The organism is Lolliginicoccus suaedae (genome assembly GCF_008312885.1).
Classification (GTDB): Bacteria; Actinomycetota; Actinomycetes; order Mycobacteriales; family Mycobacteriaceae; genus Lolliginicoccus; species Lolliginicoccus suaedae.
In genome coordinates, this window is the sequence record NZ_VSSO01000002.1 from 121,813 (window position 1) to 135,173 (window position 13,361).

Here is a 13,361-nt window from a genome sequence, read left to right on the forward strand (position 1 = left end):
GCCCGATGGCTCAGGAGGATGCCTGCATCAATCCCACGATGCGCTCGAGATCCTCGACCGATCCGAACTCGACAACGAGCTTGCCCTTTCGCTTGCCGAGGCTGACGGTGACCCTCGTATCGAAGTTGTCGCTCAGCTTGTTGGCAAGATCAGTGATCTCCGGCGGTGGGGGAGTGGTGGCTCGCCGGGCCTTGGTGTCCGGCGCGGCGGCCCCGTCCTTGTTGAGCATCGTCACGGCTTCCTCGGTGGCCCGGACGGACAGCCCTTCGGCGACGATGCGCGCGGCGAGCTGCTCCTGCGCGCTCGCGCCCACAGTGATCGCGAGGAGTGCCCGCGCGTGCCCAGCGGAGAGGACGCCAGCAGCCACGCGGCGCTGGACCGCGATGGGAAGCTTGAGCAATCTGATCATGTTGGTCACCATCGGCCGTGATCGGCCGATCCGGGCAGCAAGCTCATCATGGGTCACACCGAACTCCTCGAGCAGCTGCTGGTAGGCGGCAGCCTCCTCGAGGGGATTGAGCTGGACGCGGTGGATGTTCTCAAGCAGCGCATCGCGCAGCATTGCCTCGTCGGCCGTCTGGCGGACGATCGCGGGGATCGCTGGCATGCCGAGCCCCAGCGCGGCGCGCCAGCGGCGCTCACCCATGACGAGCTGGAACCTGTCGTCGACCTCGCGGACCACGATTGGCTGCATCATGCCGAACTCGCGGATGGAGTGAACGAGCTCGTCGAGGGATTCATCGTCGAATACCTGGCGCGGCTGGCGCGGGTTGGGATCGATGAGGCTCGGATCGATCTCGCGGTAGACGGCAGCAGCATCGTCCGTCACGGGCTGGCGCGCATCGCTCCGGGCCGGCACTGCTGCTGGCTGCTCGCCGCTGCGCACTGGTTGGTGATCGACCGAGGGGTCACGGCCGATCACAACATCCGCGGCAGCCGACCCGAGCTGGGGAGCGTTGGTGGGCCCGGTGGGAATGAGTGCCGCGAGCCCGCGCCCGAGCCCGCCACGCTTGTTCTGGTTCACTTGCGATGCCTTATCCACGCGAACTCCTCACCGTGTCGTGTACTCGGTTCGCGATCTCGCGCCCCGCATCAAGGTAGCTCATGGCGCCGCGCGATCCCGCATCGTATTCGATGACGCTCATGCCGTACCCCGGGGCCTCGGATACCTTGACGCTGCGCGGGATGACTGTTCGCAGCACGACATCGCCGAAGTGCCCGCGGACTTCGCTCGCCACCTGCTCGGCGAGCTTGGTGCGGGCGTCGTACATCGTCAGCAGGATGGTGGAGATGCTCAACCGTGGATTCAGGTGCGCTCGGACAAGCTCGATGTTGTTGAGCAGCTGGCCGACGCCTTCGAGAGCGTAGTACTCGCACTGGATGGGGATGAGCACCTCGGTTGCCGCGACCATCGCGTTGAGCGTGAGGAGACCGAGGGACGGGGGGCAATCGATGAAGATGTAGTCGAACCCCCTCCGCTGGATCTCGGGCGAAGCAAGCACGTGCTTCAGCTTGTGCTCGCGGCCTTCGAGCGTGACTAGCTCGATCTCGGCACCTGCGAGGTCGATGGTCGCGGGTATGACATGCAGGTTCTCGCTAGCCGTTGATCTCTGGATCGCCTCGCTCGGCTCGATGTCACCGAGGAGCATCTCGTAGCTCGACGGCGTTCCAGATCCATGCTCCGCCCCGAGCGCGGTACTGGCATTCCCTTGCGGGTCGAGATCGATGACAAGCACGTTCAACCCGTGGATGGCGAGCGCAACGGCAAGATTGACTGTCGTGGTCGTCTTGCCCACTCCGCCCTTCTGGTTGGCGACGGTGAAGACGCGAGGCTGCGGCGGCTTCGGGAGGGGAGCCGATGTCCGATGGTGGAAGCTCGTCGCGCGCTGCGCGGCGGCAGCGATGGGGGAATCCGCGAGTATCCCACCGATCAGCTCCGCCATCTCAGCATCGGCGTCCGACGCTGGCGTGGTGCCATGCGATGTTTCACGTGAAACACTGGTTCTCAGGTCGTCCGACATGATCAGTTCCTGTTCTGCTCGGTTCGACGCCTTTGCCGATTCTCCTTGCGGATGCGCACTACCGTGGTCGGCGTCGCGAGAATGTCCGCGCCGCATTGCTCGACGGTGACCTCGGCGACGCCCAGCTTCCTGAATCCTTTTGAATCCCGGGCGATCTCATCATGGACACTCGCGCCCTTGATGGCAATGACCTCACCGCCCGGACGCACCAGGGGGAGCGACCATCGCAGCAGCTTCAGCAGTGGCGCCACTGCTCGCGACGTAGCAACATCCGCCCCTCCGGCCTGCTTGAGCACATGTGCCTCATCGGCTCGCCCCCGGACTATCTCGATCGCGAGACCCGACTCCTGCTGGAACTCTTGCAGGAACTCGGTCCGCCGCTGCATCGGCTCGACGAGAGTGACCGTGAGATCCGGGCGAGCGATGGCGAGCGGGATGCCTGGCAGTCCACCGCCACTGCCCACATCCACCACGGTCATCGAATGGCCGATCGCGGATTCGATTGCAGCACTGTTGAGGATGTGACGCTCCCAGAGGCGTTCAACCTCGCGCGGTCCGATGACTCCTCGTTCCACGCCGGCATCCGCGAGGAAATCATGGTACTGCTGCGCCAGGGGAAGGCGTGCGGAGAAAAGTGATTCAACGGCGTCGCGGAACTCATCCGGGACTTGTTTCACGTGAAACATCCAGTTCTTCAGGGATTGGGAATGCTTGCCACCTTGCGACACTCGCGAGCCGCTCCAGGACTGGTCACCAGTATGACAAAGGCGCTCGGGGACTGGAGGGCGACACTGCGAGAGGCCCGGCAACTGATCGCAGGCATTGCGCCAGACCAGCAGAGGCCAAGCGCGAAACCCCGGCCACCGTGCCGTCATGTGACGAAACACTGGCCGGGGTTCTACTCCTACGCTGTCAATGCTGCGCGGGAATCACTCGGGCGATCTATGGACGATCCTTCAGTCCGGGAGCACCACGACATGACGGTTGGGCTCCTGCCCCTCGCTCTCGCTATGCACGCCGTCAACCTCAGCGACCGCATCGTGAACGATCTTTCGCTCGAACGGCGTCATCGGCCTCAAGGACTCAGATACACCAGTGTTCTTCACTCGCTGGCCAACCTTGCTGCCGAGCGCTGCCAGTTCGCTGCGCCGGCCGGCACGCCAGCCGGCGATGTCGAGCATGAGCCTGCTGCGCGATCCCGTGGACTGCTGCACAGCAAGTCGGGTCAGCTCCTGGAGCGCGTCAAGGACCTCGCCATGCTTTCCGACGAGCTTGTTGAGATCGTCGCCGCCATCGATGGCAACGATCGCCCGATCACCCTCGACATCGAGATCGATGTCCCCGTCGTAGTCGAGGATGTCGAGCAGTTGCTCCAGATAGTCGCCAGCGTGCTCGCCTTCCTCGACGAGCCGGTCCTCAAGATCATCTGTCGACTGGTCTCCAGTCGGGTTTGCCACGGTCACGTGAATACTCTCCTAGCAATTGGACAGCGAGAAAGTCATCGGGGGAGCGGTCAGCGTCGCCGCTGCTTTCGCTTCTTCGCCTTGGAGTTCCGCGGTTGCGTCGGCCGCGCTCCTGGCTTTGGTGAGGCCGGGCGCGGGGGAGTGGGGGAGCCGATTGCTTCCTCGCTGCTCCCTGGCTGATCCGGGACTGCTCCGGACCGCTTGTCCACAGCGGGCTTGGCCCCGGGACGAGGAGCGTAGCTATCGCGTCGCTCAATAGCCTCGAGGCGCTTGGCCTCTTCCTCCTTGTCGATCTGCGTGTAGACGACCTTCTGCTGGAAGAGGGTCCAAGCGTTGTTGCTCACCCAGTACAGCAGCACCGCGACCGGGAGGAACGGACCACCGACAAGCACGCCGAACGGGAAGATGTAGAGCGCGAGACGGTTCATCACCGCGGTCTGCGGCTGGTCCGCGACCTCTGCGGTCTGGCGCGAGATGGAATGGCGAGCGTTCAGGTGAGTAGCGATGGAAGCAATGATCATCAGCGGAACCGAGATCAAGGCGACCGAGGTGCGGCTGGGAATACCGTTGTCCAGCAGATTCGGGAGGTCGAAGGCGAGATAGAGCTCTTGCGAGTGCGCGATGGCGGCCGAGAGTGGAGCACCGAACAGGCGCGCATCGAGGAAGGACTGGACGTCCTGGACGCTGAACACGTAGTTGGGGGTAGTGGCGTTGGCCAACGGATCCATATTGAGGCGCCCGGGACCGATGCCGCCGGTCCGGTTGAAGGACATCAACACGTGGTATAGACCAATGAATACCGGGACCTGCGCAAAGATGGGCAGGCATCCGAGCAGCGGATTGAACCCGTGCTCGCGCTGCAGCTTCTGCATCTCGAGCGCCATGCGCTGCCGGTCCTTCGAGTACTTCTTGCGCAGCGCCTTGATCTGCGGCTGCAGCTCCTGCATCTTCCGTGTCGTGCGGACCTGCTTGACGAACGGCTTGTAGAGCAGAGCACGGATGGTGAAAACGAGGAAAACCACTGACAGTGCCCAGGTCACGCCGTGATCTGGTCCAAGGAACGGCACCAGCCCGAAGACCTTGTGCCAGAACCACAAGATTCCAGAGACCGGGTAGTAGATGAAGTTGAGCACTGCTCTAGGAACTCCTGTTCACATTGTCACTCGCCGTCGAAGCATTCTCGCACGCTTCGTCATGCCGATGCCGACGTTCCGGCACCGGATCCCAGCCCCCGCGGTGCCATGGACCGCACTTCGCCAGCCTGATCAGCGCGAGACCCACGCCCTTTGCGGCGCCGTGCTCCTGCACGGCCTCCGTCGCGTACTCGCTGCACGTGGGCGTGAAGCGGCACGTGGGCAGCCGGTAGGGCGAGATCCAGGTGCGATAGAAGTTGACCATCGCCAGCACTACTCGTGCCGGCATCGCCCTCAAGGCAGCAGCGGATCCGCTCATCATCGCAGGCCGACTCGGCTTCGTGCGTTCCTGAGGCCCCGGCCAACCTGATCAGCGAGCGCAACCGTAGTGGCAGACCGCGCGCTGGGCAGGGCCCGGATCACGACATCGGCATCAAGGTCGAGATTGGTGGTATCAAAGAGAAAAGCGTGCCGCAACATGCGCGACACGCGATGCCTGCCCACAGCGTTGCCCACGGACTTGCTGACGATCAATCCAACACGAGGACCATGAACCATGGTTGTCTCGCTCTCGCGTGGATGAACGTAGAGAACGAGGTCACGCTGCTTGACTTTGGTGCCGCGACGCACCACGACCGAGAAGTCATGGGAATTGCGAAGGCGATACCGCTGGGGCAGCACTCTTGATCATTCCGCCCTGCGCGTAGCTGCTAGGCGGAGAGCTCGCTGCGACCCTTGCTACGGCGAGCGGAGATGATGCTCCGTCCGGCGCGGGTGCGCATACGGAGCCGGAAGCCGTGAACCCGCGCCCGACGGCGATTGTTAGGCTGGAAAGTCCGCTTGCCCTTCGCCACGGTCAACACTCCTCAGATAATCGACGCACCCCTGCGTGGATGCGAATGCCGTGCATTCATTGGTGACTGCACGAGACTACTCAGGTTGGCGAGCGTGGTCAAACCAGGGGTGATTGGTCGCGCTCGCCCCGACCAAGCCATCGCCAGATCTGGTCGCAGAACGTGACGCAGGCCACCTGAGCTGGGACCTTGCTCAAAACGTTGCAACCCGCCCGGCAAGCTTGCTAGCGTCACTGAGCGCGCCTTCCGCGCCCACAAGTTGATCACGAGACCCACCTGCGCTGCTCCGCAGCCAGGCTTGGCGAGCGAAACCCCCCCGACGGTGTACCGTCGTGGCTTCCACGCAGTTCTCCACACCTGTGGATAATTGTGTGGATAAACCGGTATCGCGTGCACGCACCACTCTGATCAGCTAGTTCCCGCTCTCCGATCATGCAACGTGTTCCGCGGTACCCCAGGTCTGCATGCCTTGTGCGCATCACCTGAGGACCATCTTGCAGGACGAGCAGCGGAAGGACTTGAGCGTGGTGGATGATCCGCGGAACCTCACCGAGATCTGGATGAGCGTGGTCGAGGAACTGATCGAGGGCAGCGGCCCCGGCTCCCGGCCCGCGATGCTCGGGAGGAAGGACCGCGCGCTCCTGCCGCTGGTGAAGCCACTGGACATCTCCAATGGGTTCGCGCTGCTCGCGGCGCCCACTGCATTCGCCAAGAAGGCGATCGAGAGCAACCTGCGGCACATCATCACCGAGACGTTGAGCCGGCACCTGGGCGAGCCGATCGAGCTCGCGGTCCGCATCGATGCGACCAGCGTCGACCCATCTGCCTTCACTGACGCACTGGACGAGGGCAGCACGGCTGCCGATGATGCTCCGCGGCCGCCCGCGCAGGAGCCGGAGTTCGCCCTGGGGGACGTCGACGACGAGCCAGCCATGTCGGGCGAGACATTCCTGCAGCGGGAGGATGCCACCCTCCGCGAGGAGCCAGGCGGCTTCGCCCACGAGGAGTCCGCGTGGGCCGCCGCCTACCCGACAGGTGGGCCGAAGCCGCCCCGCCCGGTCTCGCCACGATCGAGCCTGAACCCGAAATACACGTTCGATACCTTTGTCATCGGCGCATCGAACCGCTTCGCGCACGCGGCCGCGGTGGCGATCGCCGAGGCGCCGGCCCGGGCATACAACCCGCTGTTCGTGTGGGGCGAGTCCGGACTGGGAAAGACCCACTTGCTACATGCCACCGGCCACTACGCGCAGAAGCTGTTCCCCGGGATGCGCGTCAAGTACGTGTCCACGGAGGAGTTCACCAACGATTTCATCAACAGCTTGCGAGACGACCGCCGCGTAGCATTCAAGCGGCGATATCGGGATGTTGACCTGCTCCTCATCGACGATATCCAGTTCATCGAGAACAAGGAAGGAATCCAGGAGGAGTTCTTCCATACGTTCAATACGCTGCACAACGCGAACAAGCAGATCCTCATTTCCTCCGATCGTCCCCCCAAGCAGCTCGCCACCCTCGAGGAGCGGCTCCGCACTCGATTCGAATGGGGCCTGATCACCGATGTGCAGCCGCCCGAGCTCGAGACCCGGATCGCCATCCTCAGCAAGAAGGCCCAGATGGACCGCCTCCGGGTACCGGATGACGTTCTCGCGTTCATCGCCAGCCGGGTCGAGCGCAATATCCGGGAGCTTGAGGGAGCCCTGATCCGCGTCACCGCCTATGCCTCGCTCAACCAGCAGTTGATCGACCTGCGCCTCGCGGAGATCGTCCTGCGGGATCTCGCGCCTGATTCGCGCAGCCTCGAGATCACCGCGGCCACGATCATGACGACGGTCGCCGAGTACTTCGGCATCACGATGGACGAGATGTGCGGCCCTGGCCGCACTCGGGCGGTCGCGCAGGCCCGCCAGATCGCGATGTACCTGTGCCGGGAGATGACGGACCTCTCGCTGCCCAAGATCGGCCAGGCGTTCGGCCGCGACCATACGACGGTGATGCACGCGGACAGGAAGGTCCGCTCGGGCATGAACAGCAACCGCAGCGTCTACGAGCAGGTCCAGGAACTCACGGCCCGGATCAGGCAGCGCTCGAAGATCTAGCGCTTCGAGGGGAGGCCCCGGGAGCCAGCCCTCGAGCGTTATCCACAGGGCACCAGACACTGTGGATAATCTGTGGATAACTCCGCTCGACCCTTGTGCACAACTTGGGGATAAGCTGTGGATAAGCTGTGCACAACTTGGCTGGTTACCCACAGGCCACCAAGTTGTGCACATCTGTCCACAATTGCACCCCCATCTATTAACATCCTTGTCCCCACCCTGAATTGCCGCTTGACCAGCGCAGCCGGCACCTTATCCACACAATTCACAGGACCTATTACTACTACTAATTTTTTCTTAGAAGAAAAAGATAAAAGTAGGGACTGTGCAAAACCCGGCGCCCCGAGGCCTCGCCTGGCTCGCACGGACGCCTTCCAGAACTACCGCTGCGGCACGCGCATCGACTCCGGCACGTTGCGGCCCCGCGATGCACTAGTGTGGTGGAGCACCGCCGAGACCACCCCCACACCCGAGCACCAGCCGGGGCGTCGAGAGGACACGTCCGCACCATGGAACCTGGCAACCTCACCTTCCGCGTCCTGCGCGATGATTTCGCCGATGGGGTCACCTGGGTAGCCCGCAACCTGCCTGGCCGTCCTGCGGTTCCTGTGCTTGGTGGAGTTCTTCTCGAGGCATCCGATGCAGGACTAGTGATCTCAGGCTTCGACTACGAGACCTCGGCACAGATCACCATCGCTGCGGAAGTCGGGAACCCAGGCCGGGTGCTTGTATCGGGAAGGCTTCTCGCGGACATCACCAAGTCCCTGCCGGCCCGTCCCGTTGATGTAGCACTGGATGGCACCAAGATGCGCATCGCATGCGGCAATGCCCGCTTCAGTCTTCCCACCATGCCAGTCGAGGATTACCCACAGTTGCCGGCAATTCCGCAAGTAACAGGTTCCGTTGGCGGGGACGTATTCACCGAAGCCATTTCCCAGGTAGCTGTAGCAGCCGGCAAGGACGATACCTTGCCTATGCTGACCGGAATTCGCATGGAGATCGACGAACAGGTCGTCGTTCTTGCAGCCACTGATCGTTTCCGCCTTGCCGTTCGACGAATTGACTGGGCCCCAGAAGCGACAGAGCCTCATGCAGCCGTTCTTGTGCCGGCCAAGACTTTGTCCGAGGCCGGCAAGACTATTGGTGGCGCGCAGAACTCCGTTGTCAAGATTGCCCTCGGAGCCGGCTCGTCACTCGGAAACGAAGGAATACTTGGCGTTACCAGTTCGAGCCGGCGCACTACCTCACGCCTTCTCGATGCTGAGTTCCCGAAATTCCGCCAGCTCCTGCCGAAGAGCCACACAGCGGTAGCAGCGCTCGAGGTCGCACCACTGATCGAGGCGATCAAGCGTGTAGCGCTGCTTGCGGAGCGAGGCGCTCAGGTCCGCATGGAGTTCTCCGAGGAGGGGCTCCAGATATCGGCCGGCGGCGATGATGCCGGCCAGGCCGAGGAATCCTTGTCCGCTGATTTCAGCGGGGAACCACTCGTCATTGCGTTCAATCCCGGCTATCTGATCGACGGGCTCAACGCCCTCCATACTGACAAAGTCATCTTCGGTTTCACGCTGCCAAGCCGGCCGGCAGTATTGCAGCCCGCGCCGGCTGACGTTGTTCTTCCGGAGCCCGATGGAAACGCATTCCCGGCCATTGATAGCGACTACACCTACCTCTTGATGCCCGTCCGGCTGCCTGGCTAGTCGGCGTGTTCCTCCGTCAGCTCGCCCTGCGGGACTTCAGGTCCTGGCGAGAGCTTGATATCGCTCTCGCGCCAGGATGCACGGTCTTTGTCGGCAGGAACGGCCAAGGCAAGACCAACGTCCTGGAAGCCGTGCGCTATCTCTCCATCCTGGGATCGCATCGTGCTTCCACCGACCAGTCCCTTGTCCGGCAGGGAACCAGCGAGGCACACATCTCTGGAATTGCTGTCAATGCCGGCCGAGAACTTGCGATCGACATAGGAGTGCGTCCCGGAAAGACCAACAAGGCATGGATAAACCGTTCGCCGGCGCGCCGGCCTTCGGAAGCCTTGGGGATTGTTCATACCGTGATGTTCGCGCCCGAGGATCTCGCAATCGTCAAAGGGGACCCCGCAGAACGTCGGCGATATCTCGATGAGCTCATGGTTGCACTAAGGCCGAGATACTCGGTCGTGCGCTCGGAGTACGACAAAGTCGTCCGGCAGCGATCAGCGCTGCTGAAGTCGATCAGCCACACCATGCGGGCGCGAAAAGTCGATGATTCTGCTGCAATCACTCTGGAGACCTGGGATAAGCATCTCGCTCGAGCCGGCGCGGAATATCTGCAGGAGCGTTTTCGAATGGTACAGCGGCTCGATCCATTCTTCACGCTCTCCTATGCCGGCATCGCGCCGGATTCCAGGCCGGCCCGAATGCAGTATCGCTGCTCGCTGGCGAATGTTCCCGAGGATCCGGCGATGATCACCACGGATCTCCTCGAGAAACTCTTCCTCGAGCAATTGCCGGCAATGCGCGTTAAGGAGATCGAGCGAGGAGTATGCCTCGTTGGGCCGCATCGCGACGATCTTGAGCTGATGCTCGGCGATCAGCCGGTCAAGGGATTCGCGAGCCACGGCGAGAGCTGGTCGACCGCGCTGGCCCTCCGGCTCGCGTCGCGCGCGCTCCTCCGCGATGAGGGCTGGGAGCCGATCCTGCTGCTCGACGATGTCTTTGCCGAGCTCGACCGAAAGAGGCGCGAGGCTCTCGTGGCGATCGCGCTCGACAGCGAGCAGGTGCTCATCACCGCCGCTGTGCGCGAGGACGTCCCCGAGGCGCTCAGTGGCCGTCTCGTGGGAGTCCAGGCGAAACTGTCGGACCTAGCCGATAGCCTGGGACAGCGAGTCTCGGAGATCGTTCGACCACCGAGCAACGCAGAGGGAGAGGGGGCGTAGGAGATGCAAGCCAGCGGCACAAGCAGCGAAGGCGATGGTGGCCCCTCGAAGGGCATGGACATGGTCGGCAAGGCCCTGGCCCGCGTTCGCGCACGCTCTGCCGACGGCAGCGGGCCGGCTGTCCCTGTGCGCTCGACCCAGCCCCGCTCGACCCAGCCCCGCTCGACCCAGCCCCGCTCCGCGCGCCCCGTGCGCAGAGGCGGGTGGTCCTCCCCGCGGCCAGACTCCCGGGATCCGCAGGCACTTGGTTCCCTCGCGAACCAGATCGCGAAGAAGCGTGGATGGTCGGGCCAGATCTCCGGCGGTTCGGTGATTGGTCACTGGGCCCGGATCGTGGGTCCGGATATCGCTGAGCACGCGACCCCTGTGAGGCTCGAGGCGGGCGTGCTCAGCGTCGAGGCCGTCTCCACGGCATGGGCGACGCAACTTCGCTACATGCAATCCCAGGTGCTCGCGCGGATCGCCGAATCGGTGGGGCACGGCGTGGTGACATCGCTGCGGATACACGGCCCGGCGGTCACGGGCTGGCGCAAGGGAAACCGGCATGTGCGAGGCCGTGGCCCACGGGACACGTTTGGCTAGACCAATCGCGAGGGCTCGCACCGCACCGCGCCGAGCCACGATGCAGCGGCAACGCCCTGGCGACGACTAAGATGAAGGACTGACTAACCGCTATTCCCCGACCGGCCCGCTCGCGGGACGGTGCTGACTCTGTAGAAGGAGAGCTACCTGACCGTGGCTGCTCAAAAATCAGGAAAGACACGCGGCACAGAGGGAAACTACGATGCTTCCTCGATCACGGTGCTCGAGGGCCTCGAGGCCGTCCGCAAGCGTCCAGGCATGTATATCGGTTCCACCGGTGAGCGCGGCCTGCATCACTTGATCTGGGAGGTCGTCGACAACTCCGTCGATGAGGCGATGGCAGGCTACGCCAGCGAGGTGAGCGTGCGCCTGCTCGCTGACGGCGGCGTCGAGGTGCGTGACGATGGACGTGGCATTCCCGTCCAGATGCATGCGATGGGGCGCCCCACTATCGAGGTCGTGATGACCCAGCTGCACGCGGGCGGCAAGTTCGACTCGGATTCCTACGCGGTATCCGGTGGCCTCCACGGCGTGGGCATCTCCGTGGTGAACGCTCTCTCCACCCGGGTCGAGGTGGAGATCGATCGGGACGGGCATCACTGGACGCAGCAATACAACTATTCCGTGCCTGGCGAGCTGGTGAAGCACGAGAGCACTGACCGTCGGGGCACGGTTGTGACGTTCTGGGCCGATCCGGAGATCTTCGAGACCACTGACTACAACTTCGAGACCGTCTCCCGGCGGCTGCAGGAGATGGCTTTTCTCAACAAGGGCCTCACCATCAGCCTCTCCGACGAGCGGGTCTCCGATGCCGAGGTCGTCGACGAGGTCGTCAGTGACACCGCTGAGCCGGTCCGCCACCACGAGGACGATGCCGCGAAGCCCGTTGCCGAGCACAAGGTCAAGAAGCGCGTCTACCACTATCCCGGTGGCCTCGAGGACTTCGTCAAGCACCTCAACCGCACGAAGCAGCCGATCCACAGCAGCGTTGTCGGGTTCACCGCGCAAGGCTCGGGCCACGAGCTCGAGATCGCCATGCAGTGGAACAACGGCTACTCCGAGTCCGTCCATACCTTCGCGAACACGATCAACACCCACGAGGGTGGTACTCACGAGGAAGGCTTCCGCGCTGCGCTGACCGGCGTCGTCAATAGGTACGCGCGCGACAAGAAGCTCCTCAAGGAGAAAGAGGGCAACCTCTCGGGCGAGGATATTCGTGAGGGCCTGGCTGCCATCGTCAGTGTGAAGGTCGGGGAGCCGCAGTTCGAGGGCCAGACCAAGACGAAGCTGGGCAATACCGAGGTCCGGTCGTTCGTGCAGAAGACCTGCAACGAGCACTTGGCGCATTGGTTCGAGTCGAACCCCGCGGAGTCGAAGATCATCGTCAGCAAGGCTGTCTCCTCGGCGCAGGCACGCATGGCGGCGCGCAAGGCGCGCGAGCTCGTCCGGCGCAAGAGCGCCACCGATCTTGGTGGCCTGCCCGGCAAGCTCGCCGATTGCCGCTCGAAGGATCCCGTGATGTCCGAGATCTACATCGTGGAGGGCGACTCGGCCGGTGGGTCAGCGAAGTCCGGGCGAGACTCCATGTACCAGGCGATCCTGCCGATCCGCGGCAAGATCATCAATGTCGAGAAGGCCCGCATCGACAAGGTCCTCAAGAACAACGAGGTCCAGTCGATCATCACGGCTTTCGGTACCGGCATCCACGATGAGTTCGACCTGGCCAAGCTGCGCTACCACAAGATCGTCCTCATGGCCGATGCCGATGTCGATGGCCAGCACATCGCCACGTTGCTGCTCACCCTGCTCTTCCGCTTCATGCGGCCACTTGTCGAGCATGGTCACGTCTATCTCGCGCAACCACCGCTGTACAAGCTGAAGTGGCAGCGCGCCGAGCCTGATTTCGCCTACTCCGACCGGGAGCGCGACGGACTGCTCGAGGCAGGCATCGCGGCTGGCAAGAAGATCAACAAGGATGACGGCATCCAGCGCTACAAGGGTCTTGGCGAGATGAACCCGAAGGAGCTGTGGGAAACCACGATGGATCGTTCGGTGCGGGTCCTGCGCCAGGTGACCCTCGACGACGCCGCGGCCGCGGACGAGCTGTTCTCGATCCTCATGGGCGAGGATGTCGCCGCCCGGCGCAGCTTCATCACGCGCAACGCGAGGGACGTCCGGTTCCTCGACGTGTAGCGCGATGAGGCCGAAGCGCCTCCCGTGCTAGCGCGGACAGCATCGATAGGGTAGACACCAGAGGCCGGGTGCCAGGCTGAACACAGGCTGCCATCTAGTGCACGGAGA

13 protein-coding genes are annotated in these 13,361 nt (G+C 63.4%); 5 read left to right on the forward strand and 8 right to left on the reverse strand.

Annotated elements, in window-relative coordinates; translation table 11 throughout:
- Nucleotides 1-10 precede the first annotated feature (10 nt).
- The 8 genes from FXO18_RS06200 to rpmH form a co-directional block, all read right to left on the reverse strand.
- Nucleotides 11-1,024: a ParB/RepB/Spo0J family partition protein gene (locus FXO18_RS06200; RefSeq protein ID WP_149360759.1), complete on the reverse strand. Its 1,014-nt coding sequence runs from the start codon at nucleotides 1,022-1,024 to the stop codon at nucleotides 11-13.
- A gap of 10 nt (nucleotides 1,025-1,034) precedes the next feature.
- Nucleotides 1,035-2,021: a ParA family protein gene (locus tag FXO18_RS06205; RefSeq protein ID WP_149360244.1), complete on the reverse strand. Its 987-nt coding sequence runs from the start codon at nucleotides 2,019-2,021 to the stop codon at nucleotides 1,035-1,037.
- A gap of 2 nt (nucleotides 2,022-2,023) precedes the next feature.
- On the reverse strand, nucleotides 2,024-2,749 hold the full coding sequence (rsmG, locus tag FXO18_RS06210) for a 16S rRNA (guanine(527)-N(7))-methyltransferase RsmG (RefSeq protein ID WP_407936443.1): 726 nt from the start codon (nucleotides 2,747-2,749) through the stop codon (nucleotides 2,024-2,026).
- Nucleotides 2,750-2,977: 228 nt separating this feature from the next.
- Nucleotides 2,978-3,484 carry a Jag family protein gene (locus FXO18_RS06215; protein ID WP_235900504.1) on the reverse strand — a complete coding sequence of 169 codons (507 nt, stop codon included), beginning with the start codon at nucleotides 3,482-3,484 and terminating at the stop codon, nucleotides 2,978-2,980.
- A 50-nt stretch (nucleotides 3,485-3,534) separates the two neighbouring features.
- Nucleotides 3,535-4,617 (reverse strand): membrane protein insertase YidC, encoded by a 1,083-nt coding sequence (yidC, locus tag FXO18_RS06220; RefSeq protein WP_149360246.1) that lies wholly within the window; start codon nucleotides 4,615-4,617, stop codon nucleotides 3,535-3,537.
- Nucleotides 4,618-4,621: 4 nt separating this feature from the next.
- On the reverse strand, nucleotides 4,622-4,906 hold the full coding sequence (yidD, locus tag FXO18_RS06225) for a membrane protein insertion efficiency factor YidD (protein ID WP_328593368.1): 285 nt from the start codon (nucleotides 4,904-4,906) through the stop codon (nucleotides 4,622-4,624).
- A gap of 29 nt (nucleotides 4,907-4,935) precedes the next feature.
- The gene (gene rnpA / locus FXO18_RS06230; protein WP_149360248.1) at nucleotides 4,936-5,298 is read right to left on the reverse strand and encodes a ribonuclease P protein component; all 363 of its coding nucleotides are present in this window, start codon (nucleotides 5,296-5,298) and stop codon (nucleotides 4,936-4,938) included.
- 29 nt (nucleotides 5,299-5,327) lie between these two features.
- The gene (gene rpmH / locus FXO18_RS06235) at nucleotides 5,328-5,471 is read right to left on the reverse strand and encodes a 50S ribosomal protein L34 (protein ID WP_149360249.1); all 144 of its coding nucleotides are present in this window, start codon (nucleotides 5,469-5,471) and stop codon (nucleotides 5,328-5,330) included.
- 560 nt (nucleotides 5,472-6,031) lie between these two features.
- Between rpmH and dnaA the strand changes: the two genes are divergently transcribed.
- The 5 genes from dnaA to gyrB all read left to right on the forward strand — a co-directional run bounded on the left by dnaA (nucleotide 6,032) and on the right by gyrB (nucleotide 13,253).
- Nucleotides 6,032-7,570, forward strand: a complete 1,539-nt coding sequence (gene dnaA / locus FXO18_RS06240) for a chromosomal replication initiator protein DnaA (protein ID WP_407936454.1) — start codon at nucleotides 6,032-6,034, stop codon at nucleotides 7,568-7,570.
- A gap of 509 nt (nucleotides 7,571-8,079) precedes the next feature.
- Complete coding sequence (dnaN, locus tag FXO18_RS06245) at nucleotides 8,080-9,267, forward strand: DNA polymerase III subunit beta (protein ID WP_149360251.1); 1,188 nt, start codon at nucleotides 8,080-8,082, stop codon at nucleotides 9,265-9,267.
- A gap of 5 nt (nucleotides 9,268-9,272) precedes the next feature.
- Complete coding sequence (recF, locus tag FXO18_RS06250; RefSeq protein ID WP_149360252.1) at nucleotides 9,273-10,478, forward strand: DNA replication/repair protein RecF; 1,206 nt, start codon at nucleotides 9,273-9,275, stop codon at nucleotides 10,476-10,478.
- A 3-nt stretch (nucleotides 10,479-10,481) separates the two neighbouring features.
- A complete protein-coding gene (locus FXO18_RS06255) occupies nucleotides 10,482-11,060 on the forward strand; it encodes a DciA family protein (RefSeq protein WP_149360253.1) in 579 nt (192 codons plus the stop codon).
- 153 nt (nucleotides 11,061-11,213) lie between these two features.
- On the forward strand, nucleotides 11,214-13,253 hold the full coding sequence (gyrB, locus tag FXO18_RS06260; protein WP_149360254.1) for a DNA topoisomerase (ATP-hydrolyzing) subunit B: 2,040 nt from the start codon (nucleotides 11,214-11,216) through the stop codon (nucleotides 13,251-13,253).
- Nucleotides 13,254-13,361: the final 108 nt, after the last annotated feature.

Excerpts from the sequence above, each read along its gene's own strand:
- FXO18_RS06255 (WP_149360253.1), top strand. The coding sequence starts at position 10,482 with ATGCAAGCCAGCGGCACAAGCAGCGAAGGCGATGGTGGCCCCTCGAAG.
- dnaN (WP_149360251.1), top strand. The coding sequence starts at position 8,080 with ATGGAACCTGGCAACCTCACCTTCCGCGTCCTGCGCGATGATTTCGCC.
- yidD (WP_328593368.1), bottom strand. The coding sequence starts at position 4,906 with ATGCCGGCACGAGTAGTGCTGGCGATGGTCAACTTCTATCGCACCTGG.
- dnaA (WP_407936454.1), top strand. The coding sequence starts at position 6,032 with ATGAGCGTGGTCGAGGAACTGATCGAGGGCAGCGGCCCCGGCTCCCGG.
- FXO18_RS06205 (WP_149360244.1), bottom strand. The coding sequence starts at position 2,021 with ATGTCGGACGACCTGAGAACCAGTGTTTCACGTGAAACATCGCATGGC.